Source organism: Paeniglutamicibacter sp. NPDC091659 (assembly GCF_044756805.1).
In the GTDB taxonomy this organism is placed as follows: domain Bacteria; phylum Actinomycetota; class Actinomycetes; order Actinomycetales; family Micrococcaceae; genus Paeniglutamicibacter.
This window is the reverse complement of the sequence record NZ_JBIVTO010000001.1, coordinates 1,007,956-1,030,930: the sequence shown is the minus strand read 5'-3', so window position 1 is coordinate 1,030,930 and position 22,975 is coordinate 1,007,956. Positions and strand designations below refer to the sequence as shown.

Here is a 22,975-nt window from a genome sequence, read left to right as displayed (position 1 = left end):
CAGGGAAGAACCTTTTTGACGGCGTTTCTAACGCAGGTGGGCGGTATTTACCCAACCGTTGAAGCGTCCGTACTGAACTTTGGTCCACTGCCCTCGGTTGGCAATAGCGAGCAGTTTTTCCCCCGCATTGATCTGCGTCAGTGCGCGGTAGTTGGCCGAGGCGCCCTGGTACAGGGTCGTTTGCACTGCGGTCACGGGAGTGGTTGAGGAGAGGTGCCGGGGCTGCAGCTGGCTGGCTGGAACCCAACCGTGCTCCTGGTCAATGACGATCCTGCGCCAAGCCCCCAGGGAACCGTTCACCCGGACCATGGTTCCAGCTTGCAAGATCCGCATGACGGGATATTGATCGCCCATGCCCGTCCGCACGTTTAGACGGACCGTCGTCGCGAATTCGGTGGGGGCAAGAGTCTGGATCCCGGTGGCGGGACGCTGGACGCTGACTTGTTCAAGGTAGGCGCTGGGAACCCAGCCAGTATCTTGCCCAGTGGTTATCTTGGCCCAGGTTCCGGCCTCATCGAGTTTACGGACGAGCACATCGGCAGCCAGCACCCGCAACACCGGGTAGTTGGTTCCGGACCCCTTGCGCAGGTTCAGATCCGCCGTGCTGCGATGTGTGGGGATGAAGTCTTCATCAGCCGGTTCGGCAGGGCTGACCGCACTGCGTGGGGTGAAGCCCCTGGTAATCACGGGAGCGGGTTTTGGCGCACGGGCAGGCGGCGGCGTCGCCGCTTGCGCTACGGAAAGGCGTTCCAGGCATTGCGCCGGCAACCAGCCGAAGTTCTGCTGGTGTTCCACGCTGGCCCAGAGACCGCTGATACGCAGCAAGTAAACTTCCGTGCCCTCGGCCAATATGCATTGCGTGGCGTAGTGCCGCCCGGCCCCCTTGCGAAGCTTGAGCTCCGACGTCGTTCGATGCGTGGGCCCGGCAACGACAACCGCAACGGGGGTCGGGTTCGTGCGCGCGAAATCGATTTTTTTCATGGATTGCCCACAATTCGGGCAACGCATGAAGCGCTTTCTTTTGCGGTGAGGATTGCACATACGTGAAACACGTTCTGATGACCTCACTGAGTGAATTGGAAAAATCTGGGTGGCGCCGGGATCCGCGGTGCTGGCGGGAACACGCGAAATTGCCCGAAAGCTGCGTGTACGTACCTACATGTTATTGCACACACGGCAAAGGCCCCCAGTCAGCGACCGGGGGCCTTTGTCACACCCACTTGGGGGCATGGAAACAAGCTGTGCTTTTGGATAGATGAATGTGCTTTCCAGCGGTTCGGCCGACCACCACTCCCGGGTTCCCAATGGGGACGTTCTCCGCCTTGGAAACAACAAGGAACCCGCCGATAACGCAGGCATGCAACGCCCCATTCGTCCAGGCAACGGCATCCTGGCACACAACTATGGGTGAGACGCTCTGGTTCACCCCGACAGAATCGGCTCATGCATCCCCCAAGAACCCATGATCCGATAGCGACAGTCCAATCCGTCGACACGGAAATTCTCGAGTACGAAGTACGGGCTTGCCCGACCGCGTTCTTTCGAATCCCCATCCCCACGGCAATCTTCGACGGCCAAATCCAACGGGGTCTGGTGCTTCATGCACCAGACCCTCCGAGTCGTGGTCCTTGGATTACGGCGTCGTCTTGGGCCTTCCGGACCATGACGACGCCGACGCCATCCCGCGTGGGGTCATGCCGCTGGCGTTTTATGCCTGGCGGGTCGCCAATTCCGCGTCAAGTCGCAGCAGGCCGTTGCCTTCGTTGCCGATCATCTTCACGCGGTCCAGGATGCCGCCGACGGTGGCTTCCTCTTCAACCTGCTCTTCGATGAACCAGTTCAACAGGGGCACCGAGTCGATGTCTCCCTCGTTCTGGGCCAGGCGGTACAGATCGCGGATGGATTCGGAGACTTTCTTTTCGTGCGCCAATGAAGCAACGAATGCGTCCTGAACGGTTTCGACGAAAACCTCGGGTGAGCTCAGGGTGCCGATGCGGGGATGCGCTGCGCGGTCAACCATGTGGGTGGTGAACTTTTCAGCGTGTTCCAGTTCTTCGGCCGCCTGGGCGCGGAACCATCCGGCGATGCCGGGCAGGCTCAGCACATCCATCTCTATGGCGAGCTGGCGGTACACCGTTGCCGCCTGGAGTTCGAGGGTGATCTGGTCGTTGAATGCGTCTGCAAGCTTTCCTGTAAGTTCCATGCCATACACGCTACGTTTTCTTACGTGCCTTGTCACCGAAGTATGGCCGTACTTACCAGAGAGCAAATATGACACACAATTGGCCGCGACTTTGCCCAACCAAGGTGATGCTGGCCTAACGTCCGGCCGGGTCGCGACCCGGCCCACGCATCGATGGGAACGCCCGCCTACCGGCTAGGCGTCAGCCGCAGTCGATTGCTGGTGGATCTTGGAGGTGACCCACTTTGCGTCCCGGGCACCGAGCAACAGCCCCGCAACCAGGATGGCCAAGGCGGCCAGCAGCGAACCACGGTGAACCGCATCCGGGATGTCAACGAAGAAACCGGCGATCGCGGGGACGACCAGCATGATTGCGCCGGCCACAAGCCCGATGTTGGTCTTGGCAGCAGCGGCGTGGTGCCCCAACAGCCAGCACCTGTCGCAGTGGGTCACGGCCTTGGTCCGGATCCCGATCCAAGAATTGCGCCCGAGCTGTCCGGTCGACAGCGCCCGCATGCTCCAGCCCACGAAGGCGAAAACTATCAGCACAAAAAATGTCATGGCCAGCTCGATGAGCGCCTGGTCTTCCATGCGTTGTGTCTCCTTGGATCGGGTCGACCGTCCTGGAACCCAGGCGCCGCAGCAAATCACGCAATCTTACTATGCGTGTATTTGCCGCAGTTTCCCTTGCGGACTCAAACAGCAGGGGCATGGCCCGCGAACCGGCCCCTGCCCCTGCCAAGCACTACGGATTGGCTGCTAGGTTCAACCGCCCAGACCGGCCCGGCGGAGTGCCTCCGCCATGGCGGTGTTGGCGTTGGCAACTGCCCCGCCGGCGGCTTTCCCCTGCTTCGGCTGTCCCGGTCTTGAAGCCTTGTTGGTGCCGCGTTCGCCCCGGGCATCGCCCCGGGCATCGCCGCCGCGCAGCTGGCGCTGACCGCGCTGATCCGGGCGCTGGCCGTCGCGTTCGGGCTTCGCTGCCGCAGGCTCGTCGTCAAGGCGCAGGGTCAGCGAGATGCGCTTGCGCGCGGGATCGACCTCCAGCACCTTGACCTTGACGACCTGTCCGGAGGTGACGACCTCGCGGGGATCGGAAATGAACTTGTTGCTCATCGCCGAGACGTGGACCAGGCCGTCCTGGTGCACCCCCACGTCGACGAACGCGCCGAAGGCGGCCACGTTGGAGACCGTGCCCTCCAGCACCATGCCGACCCGCAGGTCGCCGATCTTCTCCACGCCCTCCTTGAGGTTGGCGGTCTTGAAGTCCGGGCGCGGGTCGCGGGCCGGGCGGACCAGCTCGGAGATGACGTCCTGCACGGTGGGCAGGCCGAACTGGTCGGTGACGAAGTCGGCGGCGTTCAGGGTGGACACCGACTGGTTCCCGGCCGTCGCGGCGCCCAGCAGCGCCTCGGCCAGCCCGTAGGCCTCCGGGTGCACGGCCGAGGCGTCCAGCGGCTGCTTGCCGCCGGTCACGCGCAGGAAGCCCGCGCACTGCTCGAACGCCTTGGCGCCCAGGCGCGGAACCTTCAGCAGCGCCTTGCGGGTGGCGAAGGGTCCGTTGGCGTTGCGGTAGTCGACGATGTTGCGGCTCAGCAGCGGGCCGACGCCGGCGACGCGGGCCAGCAGCGCCGGGGAGGCGGTGTTCACGTCCACGCCCACGGCGTTCACGCAGTCCTCCACCACGGCGTCCAGCGAGCGGTCAAGCTTGGCCGGGGTCAGGTCGTGCTGGTACTGGCCGACGCCGATCGACTTGGGTTCGATCTTCACCAGCTCGGCCAGCGGGTCCTGCAGGCGGCGGGCGATCGACACGGCGCCGCGGATGGACACGTCCAGCTCCGGCAGCTCGGCGCTGGCCAGCGCGGAGGCCGAGTAGACGGAGGCCCCGGCCTCGGAGACGATCACCTTGGCCGGCTTGTTGGTCAGCCTGGCGATGACCTCGCCGGCGAGCTTGTCGGTTTCCCGGCTGGCGGTGCCGTTGCCGACGGCGATGAGCTCGGTGCCGTGCTTCTGCGCCAATTCGACAAGCGTTGCGACGGACTGCTCCCACTTGTTGGCCGGGGCGTGCGGGTAGATGGTGGCGGTGTCCACGACCTTGCCGGTCGCGTCGACGACGGCGACCTTGACGCCGGTGCGCAGGCCCGGGTCAAGGCCCAGCACCGCGCGGTTGCCGGCCGGTGCCGCGAGCAGCACGTCGCGCAGGTTCGCGGCGAACACCTTCACGCTGGCTTCCTCCGCGGCCTCGAAGAGGCGGGTGCGCAGGTCCGACTCGAGCCGGGCGAGCAGGCGCCCGCGCCAGGCCAGGCGCACGGTCTGCGAGAGCCACTTCCCGGCCGGGGCGTCGGCGCCGGCCTTGAAGCCCAGCGACCTGGCGACGGAGGCCTCGTAGCCGGCGCGGGCCTCGGCGAGCGCTTCGTCGTCGCGCGGGTCCGCCTCGGCAAGCTCCAGGTTCAGGGCGCCGTCCCGCTCCCCGCGCAGCAGCGCCAGCACGCGGTGGGAGGGCTGGGTGGCGACGGGCTGGACGAAGTCCTCGTAGTCGGAGAACTTTGCGGCGTCGGCGGCGGGTGCGCCGGGCGCGGTCTTGGAGGCGATCTTGCCGCGGGTCCACAGGCGCTCGCGCAGCTCGGACACCAGCACCGCGTCCTGGGAGGCGCGTTCGGTCAGGATCGCGCGGGCGCCTGAGAGTGCGTCGGCCGCGGCATTGATCTCGTGCTCGGCGCTCAGGAAGCCGGCCGCCAGGACCTCCGGGTCCTGGTTCGGGTTGTTGACCAGCGAATCGGCGAGCGGTTCGAGCCCCGCCTCGCGGGCGATCTGCGCGCGGGTGCGGCGCTTGGACTTGTACGGCAGGTACAGGTCCTCGAGCTCGGCCTTGGTGGCGGCGGCGTTGATCGAGGCTTCCAGCTCGGCGGTCAGCTTGCCCGCCTCCTGGATGGACTTCAGGATCGCTGCGCGGCGTTCCTCCAGCTCTCGCAGGTAGCGCAGCCGCTCCTCGAGCAGGCGCAGCTGGGCGTCGTCCAGGGTGCCGGTGGCTTCCTTGCGGTACCTGGCGATGAACGGCACCGTGGAACCGGCATCGAGCAGTTCGACGGCGGCCTTCACCTGCCAGGTGGCAACGCGGGTGGTGCCTGCCGAAAGTTCGGCGGCAATGGTGTCAATAATTCGCTTCTGGCTCACCCGTACTAGTGTGCCGTATCCGCCGGCGCGGACGCGGGTTCGCACCGTGCGCGTGTCCGCGCCGCTGTCGTAAATACGACAGCGGCGCAGGGGGCGCCCGGATGCCCGAACATGCGATGCTTGATTTCGACTGTGTCGGGAGCCTGGCGGCTACCCGTGCCCAGGTCGTCCCAGTACCCAGCTAAGGAAGCCGCGAGCAGTGAACACCTCCGAACAAAAGACCGCATCCATGCCGGCGCCGAAGAAAGCCGACCCGAAGCTGCCCCGGCTGGCCGAGGTCCCCGCATTCACCGAGTGGATGGCGCAGGGCTGGGCGGATCCGGAGCGCACCCCCGCGGCCGGCCTGGATGCCGCCGCGGCCGCCGCTGCCCACCGCAACAAGCTCTCCGAGGCCCTTCCCGGGTCGAGAATCGTGGTCGCCGCAGGCTGGGCACCGGTCCGCAGCAACGACTGCTTCTACGACTTCCGCCCGCACTCGGACTTCCTCTGGCTGACCAACTGCAACGCCGAGGGCGCAGTGCTGGTCGGCACCCCGCGCCCCGGCGGACACGACTACCGCCTGTTCGTCCCGGCGCCGGCGCTTCCGGGCGACCCGGCGTTCTTCACCAGCGCCGCACACGGCGAGCTCTGGGTCGGCGCCGCGCACGGCCCCACCCACTGGGAACAGGCCCTGGGCCTGCCCACATCCCCGCTCGGCGCCCTCGATGCCGCGCTGTCCAAGCTTTCGGGAGCCGAGGCAGCCGGCAACCTGGATTCCTCCATGGTCGCCACGCACGGGCTGAACCCCTCCGCCACCCTGCGCCGCACCCTGGGCGAACTGCGCCTGCTCAAGGACGCCTGGGAAATCAACGAACTGCGCAACTCGGTCATCCACACGGTCGAGGGCTTCTCCCAGGTCATCAACGAGATCCCCCGCGCCATCGCCGGCGGCGGCGAACGCTGGCTGCAGGGCACCTTCGACCGGGTGGCCCGCACCCACGGCCACGGCCCCGGCTACGCCACCATCATCGGCTCCGGGCACCACGCCCCCACCCTGCACTGGGTGCGCTGCGACGGACCGGTCCACGAGTCCGAACTGCTCCTGCTGGACATGGGCGTGGAGGAAAGCAGCTTCTACACCGCGGACGTCACCCGCACCTTCCCCGCCAACGGCCGCTTCACCACCGCCCAGCGCGAGGTCCACGACCTGGTCGAGAAGGCGCACCGCGCCGGCCTGGCCGAGCTGGCCCCGGGCAAGGACTTCACCGCCTTCCACACCTCCATCATGGAGGTCATCGCCAACGGACTGAGCGACTGGGGCATGCTCCCGGTCTCCGTCGACGAGGCCCTCTCCCCCGCCGGCCAGCACCACCGCCGCTGGCTGGTCTGCGGCGTCGGCCACCACCTGGGCCTGGACGTGCACGACTGCTCCTCGGCCTCCTACGAGGAATACCAGGGCGCCGTGCTGCAGGAGAACATGGTCCTCACCGTCGAACCGGGCCTCTACTTCCACAAGCACGACACCATGGTCCCGCCGGAACTGCGCGGCATGGGCGTGCGCCTCGAGGACGACCTGCTGATCACCGCCGACGGATACGAGAACCTCTCCGACCCGCTGCCCATCGACGCCGCGGGCATCGAGGCATGGATGGCGGCACAGGCAGGAACCCGCGCATGAGCACCGCATCCCCGAACCCCGTCCTGACCATCGCCAACGCGCTCATCTTCGACGGCGAGAACCCGGAGCTCATCCGCGGCAACGTCACGTTCACGGACGGGATGGTCTCCGCCATCGGCGACCAGCAGGAGGGCGAACTGCTCGACGCCGCCGGCAAGGTCGTGGTCCCGGGCCTCATCGACGCCCACTTCCACGCCTACGCCATCTCGCTGGACGGGTTCCGCAACGAACGCGGCCCGCTCTCCTTCGCCGCGCTCGCCGGGGCCAAGCGCCTGCGCGAGGCCCTGTCCCGCGGCTTCACCACCGTGCGCGACGTGGCCGGCGGGGACATCGGCCTGTCCTCCGCCATCAAGGGCGGGCTGTTGCCCTCCCCGCGCTACTTCTACACCGGCCCGGCACTGAGCCAGACCGGCGGCCACGGCGACCCTCGCGAGGCCGACGTGGATGTCTGCTTCGGCCACGGCCACATGTGCGAGGTCGTCGACGGCATCGAGCCGCTGCGCGTCGCCGTGCGCGAACGCCTGCGCACCGGCGCCCACGCCATCAAGATCATGGCCAGCGGCGGCGTGGTCTCGCTGACCGACCCGCTGGCCATCCCGCAGTACTCGGACGAGGAAATCTCCGTCGTGGTGGCCGAGGCGACCCGCCGCGGTTCCTACGTGGCCGCCCACGCCTACTCCCCGGAGGCCATCGCCCACTCGGTGCGCAACGGCGTGCGTTCGATCGAGCACGGCAACCTGCTCGACGAACCCACCGCGGCCCTCATGGCGGAGCACGGCGCATACCTGGTGCCCACGCTGGCAGCCTACGCGGCCATGGACCGGCGCGGGGACGAGGTCGGCCTGCCGGAGGTTTCCAAGGCCAAGAACCTGGAGGTCCTCACCGCCGGCGGCGAGGCCATCAAGCTTGCGCTGGCCGCAGGCATCCCGGTGGGCTTCGGCTCGGACCTGATGGGAGATCTGGCCGACGAACAGCTCAACGGCCTGGCCCTGCAGATCGCGGCCGTGGGCGTCTTCGAGACGCTGCGCTCGGCCACCAGCGTGAATGCCGCCCTGCTGCAGGAACCGACGCTGGGCCGTCTGGCCCCGGGCATGGTCGCCGATGCGCTCATCCTCGACGGGAACCCGTTCGAGGACCCCTCGGTGATCTTCGACGAGTCCCGTACGCGCACCGTTGTCCAGGGCGGCGCAGTCGTGGACCTCGGCGCCAAGTAGGAAACCGCAACACCCGTGGCATGTGCGCCCGGATGCACTTGGATGCGTCCGGGCGCGCTCACAGCTGCCGTCCAAGGCCAGCGCCTAAGATGGAACGCATGAGAATTTTGCATGCCAAGACGCCCTTGTTCGCCGCAGCCACAGTGCTGCTTGTTTCCCTGACCGGTTGCGCGGGTATTGCCGATACGGCTTCTTCGGCTGCTTCCTCCGCCGCTTCGCAGGTGGCCGAAGGCGCCAAGAAGGAACTCATCAAGACCGTTTGCTCCCCCATCAAGGACGGCACCATCAACGCCGGCGACCTCAAGGTCCTCAATTCCATGGTTGATGCGGTGCGCGAGGGCGGCCTGCCCAAGGAAATCGTGAACGCCCTGGACGACGTCGCCGCCGCCGGGGACAACGTTCCGGCCGATGCCCAGGCCCGCCTGGTCACCGCCTGCGACAACGCAGTGAACAGCTAGCCCGAACCGCGTCCATGGGAAAAGCCAAACGCTCCAGCCTGGCCGCATTGGCCGCCGCCGCAGGTCTCACTGCGCTGGTCTGTGTTTGGCTTTTCCTCCCCGCGCAGGATCGTCCCGGGGCCGAACCCGAAAGCGAACAGGCAACCATCCAGCACGTGGTCGACGGAGACACCGTCTACGTGTTGCTGGAGGGGAAACGCACCAAGGTTCGCCTGCTCAATGTCGACGCCCCGGAAATCCCCCACCCCGGCAAACCCGGTGAATGCTTCGGCGAGGAAGCCACCCGGTTCCTCGAGCAGAAGCTCCCGGAGGGCAGCAAGATCCAGCTCGAGTTCGACGTGGAGCGGTTCGACCGCTACGACCGCACCCTTGCCAGCATCACCTACAAGGGCGAATTCATCAACGAGACGCTGGTGGCTTCCGGCCACGCCACCGCCATGAAGGTCAACCCCAACGTGAAGTTCTACGAGTCGCTGCGCTCGGCTCAGAAGAAGGCAGAACGCGCAAAGGTCGGCTTGTTCGATCCGGCCAACGGCTGCAGCTAGACACGGCCGATCGCCGGACATACGGAAGCAGGACCGCACCAGAAAGGTTGCGGTCCTGCTTCCGTATGCGGCGCTGTCCTTGGCTTATGGCACCCAAGCGAACAGGAGCCCTGGCTTCCACCGGCAAGGATGGAAGCCAGGGCTCCTTGGCTATTCGAGGTTACTGGCTATGCTTCGTTGTTCCTGGTGCGGCGGCGCACAAGCGCGACACCGCCGAGGATCAGCAGCAGGCCTCCACCGAGTACTCCCAATGCCGCGAACCCGGTCGCCGCGAGCTTGTCGTCGGTCGGCTTCTTGACAGGCTTCTCGTTCGAGCCGTTTTCATTGGCCGAGCCGTCGCCGTTGCCGCTTTCACTTCCGGTGCCGTCGCCGCTGTTGCCCTCGTTGTCGCCACCGTCGGTGGACGGGAGCGTGGGTTCGGTTTCCGGCTTCAGCACAAAGCCGAAGTCCAGCGTCAGATCGGATTCGCCGTCACCGGTCAGGCCCGTGGACGAGGATTCCCAGGTCGAGGAATCCTTGCCGCGGTTTCCGTCGGTTTCGATCGTCGGAAGGTAAGGGTCCAGGGCCTTCTTGGACTTCTTGCGGGCGATCTTGACGACGTATGACTCGCCATCCTTGAGAACCGGCAGATCCTTGAACAGGTAGTTGCCGTCCTTGTCGGTGGTCGTCGATCCAATCTTCGTGCCATCCGGGCCGTAGATGTCCAGGCCGACGCCGGGGATGCCCGGCTCGCCCTTGCCCTGGATGCCGTTCTTGTTTGAATCAACCCATACGCGGTCGCCCACGGAGACCGTGCCCGGAACGAAACCGAAGTCCAGGGTCGGATCGCGGTCACCGTCATGGGTCAGTCCTGCGGACTTGGCGGTCCAGTCGGAAGAGTCGCCTTCGATGTCGCCCTTGCCCGACTGGGTCGGAACATACGGGCTGAGCGCGTCGGCGGACTTCTCCTTGTTGATGCTGACCGTGTAGGACTGGCCGTCCTTCACGACCGGCAGGTTCGAGAAATCGTACTTGCCGTCCTTGTCGGTAGTCACCGGACCAACAGGCTTGCCGTTGACATCAACGACCGGCTTGCCGTCCGGACCCGTCAGCTCCAGGACAACACCCGGGATGCCAGGCTCGCCCTTGTCCTGACGTCCGTTTCCGTTGGAATCAATCCAAACGTAGTCGCCCAGCGAAACCTTCGGCAAAACGAAACCGAAGTCCAGGCTTGAATCCCGGTCCCCGTCCGTCGCCAGTCCCTCTGATGAGGCTTCCCAAGTCGAGGAATCCTTCGAGCGGTTGCCTTCGGTTTCTACGGTCGGGATGTACGGCGCCAGCGGCTTGGCCGAGGCTTCCTTGTCGATCGAGACCGTGTACGACTCGCCCTCCTTCAGAACCGGAAGGCCCTCGAAGGAGTACTTGCCGTCCTTGTCGGTCTTGACCGGGCCAACGGGATTGCCGAACACATCGGTGACCGGGTTGTTGTCCGGACCAAGGATCGTCAGTACGACGTCCTTGATGCCGGGCTCGCCCGAATCCTGGATGCCGTCGCGGTTGGTATCAACCCATACGAAGTCACCCACCGAAACCATCGGCAAAACGAACCCGAAGTCCAGGCTCGGGTCATGCTGGGCGTCCTGGGTCAGGCCCTCCGTAGTGGAAGTCCACGATGAAGAGTCCGTGCCACGGACACCCTGTCCCGTTTGCGTCGTGATGTACGGGGCCAGCGGCTCGGCCGAGGCTTCCTTGTCGATCGAGACCGTGTAGGACTCGCCCTCCTTCAGAACCGGCAGGTTCTCGAAGATGTAGTGGCCATTCCCGTCGGTCGCGGTCGGAAGCACCTCGTTGCCGAACACGTCGGTCACCGCCTTGCCGTCCGGGCCGCTGAGGATCAGTACGACATCCTTGATTCCGGCTTCGCCGTCCGTCTGGATTCCGTCACGGTTGGTATCAACCCACACGTAGTCGCCCAGCGAAACCTTCGGCAGCACGAAGCCGAAGTCCAAGGTCTTGTCCTCGGCCCCGTCCACCAACAGGTTGCCGGAAACGGCTTCCCAGGTCGATGAATCGTTCTCGCGGTTGTCTTTGGTCTCAATGGTCGGGATGTACGGAGCCAGCGGCCCGGCCGAGGCGTCCTTGTCGATCGAGACCGTGTAGGACTCGCCGTCCTTCAGAACCGGAAGGTTCTCAAAGGCGTAGCTGCCGTCCTTGTCGGTGGTTGCAGGACCAACGGGATTGCCGAACACGTCGGTCACGGGCAGGCCGCCAGGACCAACGATGGTCAGTACGACATCCTTGATTCCTGCTTCGCCGTCCGTCTGGATTCCGTCGCGGTTGGTATCCACCCACACGTAGTCACCGACCGAAACCTTTGGCAGCACGAAGCCGAAGTCCAGGCTCGGATCCCGGTCCCCGTCCTTCGTCAGGCCCTCGGACGTGGCGTCCCAGGTCGAAGAGTTCGATTCCCGGTCCTTGCCCGTGTCGATCGTCGGAATGTACGGAGCCAACGGCTCAGCCGAGGCTTCGCGGTCGATCGAGACTGTGTAGGACTCGCCGTCCTTCAGGGCAGGAAGATCCACAAAGGTGTATTTCCCGTCCTTGTCTGTCGTGGCCGAGCCAACTGGATTGCCGAACACGTCGGCCACGGGCAGGCCGCCCGGACCAACAATGGTCAGGACAATACCCGGGATGCCGGCTTCGTCCTCGTCCTGGACACCGTCGCGGTTGGTATCGACCCACACGTAGTCGCCAACGGAAACGCGCCCCGGATTCACGAAGAAGCCGAAGTCCAAGCTCGGATCCCGGTCGCGGTCCGTCTTCAACAGCTCGGAAGAAGGATCGGTTTCGGCCACCCAGCCGGAAGAGTCCGTGTCCTTGTCACCGGCACCGACACGGGTCGGCAGGTACGGCTTCAGAACCGATTCGGAAGCTTCACGGTCGATGGAGACGATGTACTTCTGCCCGTCCTGAAGAACCGGAAGGTTCTCGAAGGTGTAGTGCCCGTTCCCGTCCGTCATGGTTGGCAGCACTTCGTTGCCGTACACGTCGATGACGGGGTTGTTGTCCTTGTCGGTCAGCTTCAAGGTGACGTCCTTGATGCCGGGCTCGCCGCCATCTTGGATGCCGTCCTTGTTGCCGTCCACCCAGACGAAGTCGCCAACGGAGACCTTCGCCTTTTCAACGGGGCGGAATGTGATGCCGGTCTTGATCGGCTCCTGGCTGCGGTAGTCGGTCTCTCCGTCGACCTGAGCCTGGGCAGCGTAGCCGAAGGAGTTCCACGCCGCGGCGAGATCGGCCACGCCATCCGGCATTTCGGTTGCCGACTGCGTGGTGAACGTCAGCGCAACGCTGTCCTTGGGTTCCAATCCCTTGTCAAAGTCCATGACCAGCTTGACGCCCTGGATTTCCCGGGGGTTGGCAGGGCGATCGGTGACCCAGTTGGCCAGGCAACCGGCCCACGGATTCTTTCCATCCATGCCGTTGGGCTTGCAGGTTGCAGGATCGCCGGTCAGGTAGGAAAGGGCCATCTTGGTCCCTTCCGGAACCTCCGGGAGCTTCACGTCCAGGAGCGTTGGGGTCCACTTCGATCCGCGAGGCTTGCCGGCCTGCGACGCGGTCACGCCCGTGTCTCCCACGAACGGGAAGATATCGAGGATTTCCATGTGCTGCGATGGAACGTTTCCGGTGTTGGTGACGCTGAGTTTCCACTCGGCGATTCCACCCGGCTTGGTTTCAACCACGCATGGGTATCGGTAGAAGCCGCCGCCGAAGTCGAAGCACTTGGCGTCTTTGTTGAGCGTGTTGTGGATGCCCGTCGGGTCGGTCTGTCCCGCGGACGGGACCTCACGAACCAGCTTTCGGGAGGAGTAGGCCTGGCCTTCGACGATCCTCAGGTCGGATACGCCCGTGACAGTTTCGGCATTCTTTCCACCGAAATCAGCATGGTTCTTCAGGTCCGTCTTTGCCGGCACTCCGGCCCGGACCGTCACCGGAAGGACGATGGTGTAGGACTCGCCCGGGTACAGCTTCGTTCCCTCGGGGAAAGTGAACGTTGCCTCGTTGCCGTTGGCAAGAACTGCACCGATGAGCGTGGAATCGATCGTCATCGACGTGCCCTGGGGCGCGGCGTTGAACAGCTTGCCAAAGGAGTACTTGACTTGCGAGGTCCAATCCGGATCGAGTTCCAGCAGCAGTCCGTCTTTGTCCTGTGGAAGCTTGTCCACGATGACCGGGTCAAGAATTGCTTCGGTCCCCGAGTTGGTCACCTCGATGGTGTAGTTGACCGCACCGCCAGCAGAGATCTGTCCGCTCAAGGCGTCGGACGTCTTGCTGACTCCCGCTTTGGTGGCACCCGGAGCGAACTGGTGCTCGGTGGATACGTCAGGAACGGTGCGCTTCTGCCCCAAGCGTTCCATCGCTGCGGTGGCGGTATTCTCCACCGTGGACTTCATTGATTCGCCGGGGTTCCGGGAAGCGCCGTCAATGCTGTTCAACTCGCCGGTGCGCAGCGTGTAGCGCGGCATGACCTTGAACTTTACCTCGTTGACGGTTTTGTCCAGAGGCTCATAGTCCGCGCCTTGCATGGTGATGCGGATACCCTGGACATCGTCGTTGGCCGGCTTAGTGGTTCGCCAGGTTCCTTTGCCATCGTCGATGAGTTCGTTGGCTGCGCCCGTGGTGAAGGTGGCACCAGCCAGGTACTCGATGGTCACCGTGCCGTTGCTGGTCGGAGCGGGGTTCCAACCGGCGAAGTCGAAGGCGTTCCAGAACGTCGGATCCTTGTCCACGAAAACGATCTTGTCCGCAGCGTCTTCGCCACCTGCATTCAGGCTCAGCTTCACCTGAATCGGGGTGGGAACACCATTCTGCGGGAAGAACGTTGCGGGTCCTGCCGGGCTGAAGGACTTCGTCAGCACCGGGGCAATCACCACCGAGTTCTCGGTGACGACCTTGAGGTCCTTGGATGGGTTGTCCGTCGCGGAGTCCCCACCGCGAACGATGGTTGCTTCAGCGGTGTTGGGAATCGTGTACCCGATTTCCTTCAGTGCCACGTCGACCAGAGTCTCGGTTCCACGCTTCTTCTCGCGGAGCTCCGTGTCAAGAGTCAGATCGAACCACGCATCGCGCGGCACCAAATGCTCTCCGGTCTTCACCAGCGCAAACTCGATACCGACCACGTTGGCCCAGTCGATAGGAACCATGGAAGATGCAGGGTCCACGGCCTCGGTCCCGGTGAGAAGCACCGTAGCGCCACCGTCCATGGTCAGCGTCAATCGAGCGGTTTCCACCGATGAGCTGTCGGACAGATTGGCCTTGTGCATGCCGGTGATGGTGACGTAGTCAAATGGCTTGGCAGCGCCGATTGGATCGGCAAGTGTCAGGGAATCCACCGCGTACGTCGAGGTGTTCCACGCCGAGAGCCGCAGCTGGCTTGCAGGGAACTTGTTCGATGGCTTTTGAACGATGGTGCCTGCGGACCAGGACTTTGAACTGCCAAGCTGGATCTTCTTGTCGACGGTGACGGTTGCCGGGAACTCGCCGCCATCCGCGGTGCGCAAGACGTTTGTCCACTCGGTCTTGTCCGTGGCCACGTCGTGCTTGAGTTCGAAGTCGACCACCGAGGTGACGTTGCCGTAGTTGTCTCCCGTATTGGCATCCGGGAAGGTGCCGGAAGCACGGGTGTACGTGATGCGTACCCCCGTGCTGTCGGCGGGGAGGTTCCCGTCGGCATCGGCCAGGGTCTGCCAGTCGCCGACGGCATCCATGTACTCAATGAGGACGCTCGCGGCACCCTGATTGTTGGTGATCTTGACCTTGGTTGGCTTCCAGTCGGCGATCATGCCGTCAAACATGTCGGTCTGAACAATCTTGCGAACATCGACGTTGGTTCCCGGGGCAACGCTGGTGTTCAGCGTTGCCGAGGTCGTGTCTCCGGCCAGGCCTTCAACACGGTTGTGGTGGAAGGACTTGCCTCCGTCGAAAAGTTCCTTGGGATCTTCAACGATCAGCGTGTCTTCGGCGTTGTCGGTCGTTGCCGCGACGCCGCCGGGGGTCAGTCCGCCGGCCTGGATTTCGTTCTTGTGAGAACCGGCCTTTCGGCCGAGGACATCAAATTTCAGCTCGACGCCCTGGTTCGGGGCAAAGGTTCCTTCAAAGGAAAGCTCGAAGGACTTGAGGTCCTTGCCTGCCGGCATGTCCGCCGGGAAAGTGATCTTTCCGTCGACCCGCTCCAACTCATAACGAGTGCCCGCGATGGTGATGCCACCGGTTTCGGCGCCAGTCGGCCAGTCATTGGATACAAACTTCTCAAAGTCGATGCCGTCGCCAAACGGTGCCGTGCCTGCTGCCGGTTCCTTGATGCTCAGCGCCTTGAGCGGCTGGTTTGAGGTGTTCGTTGCGCCAATGGTCACGGTTGAACGGTTCTGGGCGGCACCAATGTGGGTGGCGTTTTCAGCAACTACCTTTTTGGGGGCAAAAGACTTCTTTGCGTCGACCTTGTAGTCGACTGCGTCCACCACAAACTTGTCGGTTGCCGGTTTCGGCGCCGAGTCGCCCTTAGGCGTCTGGGCGGTGATGCTCACTTGGTTGTTGACATCGCCTACTAGGGCGCTTGGACGTAATTCCGTGTTCAGCTTGATGGAGCCGGCCGAACCTCCCGCGGTAATGCCGCCCTTAGAGGAAGTCGATTTCGAAGAGGTGAAGACGAACTCAAAACCGGTGATGGTGGAAAGTGCCATGCCATCGGGGATGACAGGCAATGCACCCGGAGTACCGTCGGTCTTGGTGCCGTTTACGAAGTAGTTAACTTGGATCTGGTCAGCGCCAGCGGGGAACTCGACTGGGCCGAATCCGGTGAAGGACACCGCGTCGAATGGCTTGGTTCCGCCAGACGGTTCAAGGATGGTCAGCGAGGTGGCGCCGACCTTGGAAGCGTTCTTGATTCCACCCAGAGTCACTGTGTTTGCCGCACCTGAACCGGCAAGGAGGGCCTTCTCGGCCCAGGCTTTGGTGATCTCGGCCTTCGGCGCGGGATCAATTTCGAGGGTGACAGGTTCAGCCTCGTCGGTGACACTACCGGCATCCGAGGTGAGGCTGGCACTGTTGGTTAGCTTCGTGCCACCCAGTTCGGGAGAGACATCGGCCGGCAACATTGCCACGATCTTCACGGTGTAATCCGCGCCGTCATTTAGGCCGACGCCGTCGACGTCTCCGGTCTTCTCGTTGAAGGCCAGCTCGATTCGGGTCTTGTTATCCGGGTCCTTTTGGGTGACCGTCTTCTCAAAGCCGATGTAGCTGATGCTTTGCAGAACCAGCGGTTCCGGAAGCGAATCCACCAAAACGGCATTGGTGCAAGGAGTCTCGATCGATGAGCAACCCGGCTTCAGCTCATAGGTGACCGTTCCGCCTGGCTTCAGCGTCGCTGGCCCCTCAAGTGTCTTGGTGAGGCTCATTCCGTCATTTTTGGCCGTCGGACCCGAAACGCTTCGTTGGGCATTCCCCGAGCCAAGTCTCTTAGGCTCGGCTGCTGGTTCAGATTTATCTGATTCCTGGCTGTTTGGCTCTCCAGCGGCTACGTCTTCCGGCACCTGAGATTCAGTGGACGATGCGACCTGCCGGGGCTCTGCCACGTTCGTTGCAGAAGCCGGCGCAATGCCCACTGCTCCAAGCCCCAATGTGAGTGCCAGAATGGCAGCGAGCACTGATTTCCGACGCGGAGGCGCGCCGGAGGTAACATGCTTCCGCACGTATTTCCCCTATCCCCAAGTTAACGTTGCCGTCCGATTAGCTGCACCCGTGGTTTTTCCCATGAAGACCACACAGTGAAAGGCAACATTAAGACCCTACCAATCGGTCGGGGGCGCCAATCACTCCATATTGGCCGGCATGGCTACCACCCAAGACCACCAACCCGCTTGCCTTTCGATGGTTGACATGGAAGTTTTGCAGAACTTGAACGTTCCCTTCACATGCTGGCGCTCAATGTCGTTCCTCAGCCATGGTTCGCATGGATGGGTGGCATGGCCTGAAGCCGCCGCTGAACCGCATCCAGAATTGGCACAAAGAATCGTAAATCTTGGCACGGATCGTCGCTTTGTTCTTGCCAGCGCGCTCGTCAGCTTTGCGATCGAATTTCTGCGCGGTATTCACGTGGCGAACGCCCATGCCGATCTCTCATGGCGCGCGAAAGCTGATCGGGGCCATTGAACCCGGAAGATTCGGCGATGAACGATATTGGCGAGTTGCCTGGATGTCGCAAAAGCATTTCGGCATGGTCCAGCCGACGTTCCCGGAGCATTCCGGCAACCGACACATTGCGTCCTTCGAAAAGCCTATAGAGCTGTCGTCTGCTGACGCCGACGGCCCTGGCCAAGGTGTCGACGCTTGTTTGGGGGTCCACATATGCAGCGTCAATGACACCCAAGACATTGGCGCGCAGGGCCACGGAGTGCTTGTCCATCAGCTCGAAGCCTTCGGAGGACAAGGTACCAAGTCCGGTCAGAAGTTCAAGGATGGCACGTTCATGGCAGTCCCTCAGCGACTCATCGCCGTCTTCCTGAAGCCGGAGGGCACTCTCCACCAGTGCTCGAATTGGTGCCGCAACGGGTACTCTGTTGAGCACCGATGCGGCCATGATCTCAGTATTGATTCCTCGGGTTTCGAAGTAGCTTCGGGGAACGTCAAACAATAAAACGTCTGTGTGGTTGCTCGTTGTGGAAAAGAACTCGTGGTCCAGCAGGAGCGCTAGAACCGAGTCGGCTTCACCGGCAGATTCTTCACCACGCTGACGGGTGTAAATCTTGCCCGAATTGATGAGACAGATCTGTATGTAGCGATCATAGCCATCACCCAAATGCGCACTTGAACGATGAAATGAAACCGCATCGCCGGTGATATGGGCGATCGAAAGACTGCCGTGCCGCCAGCCTTTCACACATTCGATGTCGGCCTTCGGACTCAGGGCACGAATCGTCCACGGCTCCGAAATCGAGCCCGGCCCACTCGTGTCTCGAGCGGACGCTCCCGAAGCAAATCGCTCCGTGCCGCGATAGTTGTGTTCGTCGACCAACGCGGTCCAGTGGACCGCTGATCGACCGGCATTGCGAGTTTCCATTGCCTTGCATAATTCCACATCATTCGGTGCAATCACCGGAAAACACACCAATTACGGCTTTCAGAACTCCAATCAGAACTACTGATCTGTTTCCTGCAACGTTCGGTTCCGAATGCCCTCCAGAAAAAGAAACTGCGTCCTTCCTTGAAGACTCTGCCTGGTGTACGCAAGCCGTCCATCACGATTTATAGCGTCGTCTAGACTTGCGATGTGAATCAAGAATCCAAGGCCGTTCGAATCGACGCGTGGCTATGGTCGATCCGAATCTACAAGACGCGTTCGGCGGCTACTGCCGCTTGCCGAGCCGGACACGTGCGCCTGAACGACAAGCCTGCTAAGGCCGCACAAATTGTTGTTCCCGGCGATACCATCCGGGTTAGGCAGTCGGGTTTCGACAGAATCTTTGAAGTCACCGGGCTGATAGCGAAAAGGGTCGGTGCCGATGTTGCCGCTCGATGCTACAACGACCACACCCCCGTGCGGTCCAAGGAAGCCATCCCGCAGGTTCCGGTTCGGGACCGCGGCGCGGGCCGGCCCACCAAAAAGGACCGACGGGAAATGGAGCGGCTTCGCGAAAAGTTCCATTAGGGCAACAGCTACGATGAGAACTAGCAACACCGTTGTCTATGAATGAATTGCAACCACAATCTGGATGAGGAAAGCCATGGCTCAGAAAAAACGCTGGAATGATCTCTCCGTAGTTGCACGCTGGCGGATTGCAATCTTGGGCATCATGCAACTGGCACTTCAATTTGTTGCCCTACGTGATCTGATCAAGCGACCCGCATCAGGTATCCGTGGAGCCAAGGGTGCTTGGGCCGCGGCATCATTCGTCAATTTCCTGGGACCTATTGCATATTTGACGCTTGGGCGCATCCGAACCAAGAAGTAACCCCCCTGAACATGACTCTAATCAAGAACCCTTAGCAAAAACAGAATCATTGAGCGATTCCGAATGCCCTCTACCAGCGCCAATGCCATGAATGGCCCTTCGAAAACGGGCAACCGGACGGGACTCGATGCGGCTGTTGTCCCGACTGGCACGAATGACGGTGTTTAGTTGCGTTGGAGGTCGGTTGCTGCCCTCGGTGCGAACTAGGAATACGTGGTGGTAAACAATCGCCTGTGCCTCTCACTCATGGAATGATGAGGCACAGTTTCTAGGTGGTCAAATGCGCACGCTAAACCAACGCTGGATCCTTCTTTGGAGAATCGTGGTCCTCTGGTCGTTCCGGGACCAGAACCTGTTCTTCACTAGATTCAGGCTCGGGCCGAATCCATTTGTTGACGATTGGCACTCGGCGGCCAATGCCACGAAACTGAATTCCCAGCCACGTTGCAATGGTGACCCAAGTTGCCGCCGATACCAGCACTGCGTCCGCAGAAGCCATAATTCCGGAGAAGAACGGCAACCCCATGACGACGGCGATTCCCACATGCATGCCAAGGATGGAAATGAGTGCAATACGCCGCGTGACGCGGTTGAAGAGCAGGAATGGGAACGCAATTTGCACTACGACCGTAAAGTAGGTCAGCAGCACAACCATCCAGGTATTCGCCGTCAGTAGTTCAGAAAGCCATGGGAAAATCCCATAGGCCTTCGAACTAATTGGGTAGTACATGGCTTCGCCGCTTTGCCATAGACTGCCCTGCACTTTGTACATTCCAGCCTCAAAGTAAACGAGGCACAATTGCGCAACGATAAGGCATAACGCGAGATTGTGCAGAACGGTTCCGATCTGCGTCTCGGAATTATTGCCTCTTAAAGACCTGCGACGGGCGTCCAACGACCAACGACGAGAAATATCGGCAAAGATCATGTAAATCAGCATGATTCGTATGAAGTAATTTCCACCGTCAGCGATTGGAGTGTTCTGCGCATTGATCGCCGTATAGAAAACAAAGAAGAGTGGAGTGATGACACGCGTTCGCCACCCAAAAATGAACGCGATGGCCAACAAGATCGCTACGGCGTACCAGCCCCAGAAAAATCCGGTGCCGGCCTCCCTCAGAATGTCTAGCGGCCACTTATATCCCAGTACCGCGCGGTATGGGTCCCAGTATGCCGACCCCGGACCCCAAATACGGTTGGCAACCGGGATGTTTTGCAGCAGCCAACCAAGTATGAGCGTACCCGAGGCCATGCGCATCACGGCCAACCCGTAATCAGCATTTCGATTAAGGACGAACCAATCGACGATTTTGGCGATGAGATTGGCCGGCGCATCCTTATGGTTAGAAACCCAATTCAGAATACTGGGAGCTGAAGAAGTCTTTACTTCCATGCTGCTAGTACCTCCTCATCGAAGGCCAGAGCATCGCGCCAGCCAATCTTGGTAAATATCTGTGACTGTTTCCCTGCTGGATCGTGCCGTTCAGCGAAAGGCGTTACGGGGTCACGACGCATCTGAACTTCAACCATTGAAACGCTATCGCCCCACCGATTCTTGGCGTAAAGGGTGGCAAATCCCACTGCGACCTTTTCCATTCGTTCATAAGCCCGCAGGTCATCGAGCTGTGAGTTAGTGAACTTCTTCTTGGCTTCTGCGGAGTCTAGCTCAACGCCGAATACAGTTTGTCCCTGGATATGGTTTGATGCGATTTCCTGACGCTGCTTGTCGCTCAAATCATGAGCCGCGGTCCAGTAGCGCCCGTGAATAGTCTTGGATTGTTTCGCGCTTCGGTTAGCAAGGATGTTTCCGGCCGATGCGGCCTGTTCTTCCTCTGTGATATTGCGCCATTCCGAGAACTCGGCACCTGCCGCAACTCCACCAGCGCATACTTCAATTGGGCTAAGGCATGCTCGCATCAGAAAATACTCGTCTTGGGAATACGGGCCTGGAGCAAACAGGCTCCATCCTTGATCTAGGGGACCAAGGAAGTACTTGTTCAATGCCGGCTGCAATGACGCCTTAAGCGGCGTTTGCGGGCCGGTAAATGCGAGCGTCGCTGCGATATGAGCGATGACGACAAGGCCGCCAAGCACCAGCATAATTCTTGCGGGAATCCCAATGCGTCGAATCTTTTCCATTGATCTTCTTCGTGTGAGACGTGGAGACCGTTTTGTGTGGTCGTGAGAATGATTTAAAGGGACCGGGACTTTCATTTTGCAAAAGTCCCGGTCCCTCACAAACTTACCGCTTAGAGTGCGCGGCGCTTACGGGAAAGCATCAAGGTTACGGCACCAGCCAGCAGCAACAGCACGGCAATTCCGCCGACAATCAGGGTTCCTTCAGAACCCGTATTGGCCAGCGGCTTGACCAGCTTGACCGGGCCAGATGTCCCGGCGTTGTCGCCCCTGTTAGCACCCGAATTTACAGATGAGTTGTCTGCGCTGTTAGTCGCAGAGTTCTCATCGGTATTTTCGTCGGTGTTGTCATCCGAGTTCTCATCGGTGTTGTCATCCGAGTTCTCATCGGTGTTGTCATCCGTGTTCTCATCGGTGTTGTCATCCGTGTTCTCATCGGTATTGTCATCGGTGTTCTCGGCAGTGTTTTCTGCGGTTGAATCATCGTCGGCAATAACGGTGAAGGTGACGTAGTCCTTGTCTTCAGAGGAGTTATCCACTGCAGTCAAGAGGTAATCACCCAATTCGAGATCAGCAGTTTCGACGCGGAGGGAAATCTTTCCTTCAGCATCGACTGCGAGCTCGGATTCAAGAACATCGGCATCTGGTACTGCAAGTGCAGCACCAGCGGTTAGTGCCAACAAGGAGATTTCTGCTGTTCCATCCGCAGTAAAGTCCCATCCGGTCAACAAGGTAGTTTCACCCTTGACGACACGCTTCGGCGTGACATCAATACTGACGTTGGTGGTGACCTTCTTATCGCGGACAACCAGGAACGAAGAAGAGGTCTTGCCTTCATTGTCTGTGGCGATAACTTCGTAGACCCCCGGTGGGAGGTCCTTGGAATCGAAGTCGAAGACGAATTTGCCGTTGTCACCGATTTCTTCGTCTTCGGTCAGGACGACCTTCTCGCCTGATCCATCAACGTTTCCGACCTCGATCTTGACAGTTCCACCAGCAGTGAACTTGTCACCGATGACCTTGACGGGGTCACCCTTCTCAACTTCGCCAGGGATGACGGTGAGAGTCGGGTGTTCAGTGTTGTCAGCTGTGTTCTCCGCGGTGTTCACGTCGGTGTTCTCCGTGCCGTTGTCGGCGGTGTTCACAGCAGTGTTCACAGCGGTGTTCACAGCGGTGTTCACGTCGGTGTTCTCCGTGCCGTTGTCGGCGGTGTTCACAGCGGTGTTCACAGCGGTGTTCTCCGTGCCGTTGTCGGCGGTGTTCACAGCGGTGTTCACGTCGGTGTTCTCCGTGCCGTTGTCGGCGGTGTTCACAGCGGTGTTCACAGCGGTGTTCACGTCGGTGTTCTCCGTGCCGTTGTCGGCGGTGTTCACAGCGGTGTTCACAGCGGTGTTCACAGCGGTGTTCACGTCGGTGTTCTCCGTGCCGTTGTCGGCGGTGTTCACAGCGGTGTTCACGTCGGTGTTCTCCGTGCCGTTGTCGGCGGTGTTCACAGCAGTGTTCACAGCGGTGTTGTCGGCAGTGTTTGGATCGGTAACGGTCAGACCCGTCGAGGCAGACGGTCCACCATCGACCGAACCAACAACCTTGTAGTCAGTACCGGCAGGGGTACCCGCCGGTACCGTC

General features: G+C 61.5%; 15 protein-coding genes. 6 read left to right on the top strand and 9 right to left on the bottom strand.

What is annotated here, in order from left to right; translation table 11 throughout:
- Positions 1-27 precede the first annotated feature (27 nt).
- From ACIQLF_RS04610 to ACIQLF_RS04595, 4 genes are all read right to left on the bottom strand, one after another.
- Complete coding sequence (locus ACIQLF_RS04610) at positions 28-981, bottom strand: SH3 domain-containing protein (RefSeq protein ID WP_400294851.1); 954 nt, start codon at positions 979-981, stop codon at positions 28-30.
- Positions 982-1,708: 727 nt separating this feature from the next.
- Positions 1,709-2,203, bottom strand: a complete 495-nt coding sequence (locus ACIQLF_RS04605) for a ferritin (RefSeq protein WP_400294849.1) — start codon at positions 2,201-2,203, stop codon at positions 1,709-1,711.
- A 174-nt stretch (positions 2,204-2,377) separates the two neighbouring features.
- Positions 2,378-2,773 (bottom strand): SdpI family protein, encoded by a 396-nt coding sequence (locus ACIQLF_RS04600; RefSeq protein ID WP_400294846.1) that lies wholly within the window; start codon positions 2,771-2,773, stop codon positions 2,378-2,380.
- Positions 2,774-2,947: 174 nt separating this feature from the next.
- On the bottom strand, positions 2,948-5,353 hold the full coding sequence (locus tag ACIQLF_RS04595) for a Tex family protein (protein WP_400294844.1): 2,406 nt from the start codon (positions 5,351-5,353) through the stop codon (positions 2,948-2,950).
- Between the two features lie 199 nt (positions 5,354-5,552).
- Here ACIQLF_RS04595 and ACIQLF_RS04590 point away from each other — a divergent pair, with 199 nt between their 5' ends.
- The 4 genes from ACIQLF_RS04590 to ACIQLF_RS04575 all read left to right on the top strand — a co-directional run bounded on the left by ACIQLF_RS04590 (position 5,553) and on the right by ACIQLF_RS04575 (position 9,227).
- Positions 5,553-7,010 carry an aminopeptidase P family protein gene (locus tag ACIQLF_RS04590; protein WP_400294841.1) on the top strand — a complete coding sequence of 486 codons (1,458 nt, stop codon included), beginning with the start codon at positions 5,553-5,555 and terminating at the stop codon, positions 7,008-7,010.
- Entirely contained in the window at positions 7,007-8,224 is a 1,218-nt protein-coding gene (locus ACIQLF_RS04585; protein WP_400294838.1) for an amidohydrolase family protein, read from the top strand. Before ACIQLF_RS04590 ends, ACIQLF_RS04585 begins: the two co-directional genes overlap by 4 nt.
- A 98-nt stretch (positions 8,225-8,322) precedes the next feature.
- Positions 8,323-8,682, top strand: a complete 360-nt coding sequence (locus tag ACIQLF_RS04580; RefSeq protein WP_400294835.1) for a hypothetical protein — start codon at positions 8,323-8,325, stop codon at positions 8,680-8,682.
- A 14-nt stretch (positions 8,683-8,696) separates the two neighbouring features.
- Positions 8,697-9,227, top strand: a complete 531-nt coding sequence (locus ACIQLF_RS04575) for a thermonuclease family protein (protein ID WP_400294833.1) — start codon at positions 8,697-8,699, stop codon at positions 9,225-9,227.
- Between the two features lie 167 nt (positions 9,228-9,394).
- Here the strand turns inward: ACIQLF_RS04575 and ACIQLF_RS04570 are convergent, their stop codons facing one another.
- Both ACIQLF_RS04570 and ACIQLF_RS04565 read right to left on the bottom strand, forming a co-directional pair.
- A complete protein-coding gene (locus ACIQLF_RS04570; RefSeq protein WP_400294830.1) occupies positions 9,395-16,660 on the bottom strand; it encodes an SdrD B-like domain-containing protein in 7,266 nt (2,421 codons plus the stop codon).
- 662 nt (positions 16,661-17,322) lie between these two features.
- Positions 17,323-18,321, bottom strand: coding sequence for a helix-turn-helix domain-containing protein (locus ACIQLF_RS04565; protein ID WP_400294827.1), 999 nt, complete (start codon positions 18,319-18,321; stop codon positions 17,323-17,325).
- 210 nt (positions 18,322-18,531) lie between these two features.
- On the opposite strand from ACIQLF_RS04565, the gene ACIQLF_RS04560 reads away from it, so the two are divergent.
- Positions 18,532-18,909 carry an RNA-binding S4 domain-containing protein gene (locus ACIQLF_RS04560; protein ID WP_400294825.1) on the top strand — a complete coding sequence of 126 codons (378 nt, stop codon included), beginning with the start codon at positions 18,532-18,534 and terminating at the stop codon, positions 18,907-18,909.
- Positions 18,910-18,985: 76 nt separating this feature from the next.
- Positions 18,986-19,213, top strand: coding sequence for a PLDc N-terminal domain-containing protein (locus ACIQLF_RS04555; protein ID WP_400294823.1), 228 nt, complete (start codon positions 18,986-18,988; stop codon positions 19,211-19,213).
- A 289-nt stretch (positions 19,214-19,502) separates the two neighbouring features.
- Here ACIQLF_RS04555 and ACIQLF_RS04550 read toward each other — a convergent pair whose 3' ends face one another.
- From ACIQLF_RS04550 to ACIQLF_RS04540, 3 genes are all read right to left on the bottom strand, one after another.
- Positions 19,503-20,606 carry an HTTM domain-containing protein gene (locus ACIQLF_RS04550; RefSeq protein WP_400294820.1) on the bottom strand — a complete coding sequence of 368 codons (1,104 nt, stop codon included), beginning with the start codon at positions 20,604-20,606 and terminating at the stop codon, positions 19,503-19,505.
- The gene (locus tag ACIQLF_RS04545) at positions 20,597-21,352 is read right to left on the bottom strand and encodes a DUF5819 family protein (RefSeq protein WP_400294817.1); all 756 of its coding nucleotides are present in this window, start codon (positions 21,350-21,352) and stop codon (positions 20,597-20,599) included. The genes ACIQLF_RS04550 and ACIQLF_RS04545 overlap by 10 nt, the downstream gene beginning before the upstream one ends.
- A gap of 110 nt (positions 21,353-21,462) precedes the next feature.
- Positions 21,463-22,975 (bottom strand): hypothetical protein (locus ACIQLF_RS04540; protein WP_400294815.1); only part of this gene is annotated, 1,513 nt, incomplete at its 5' end.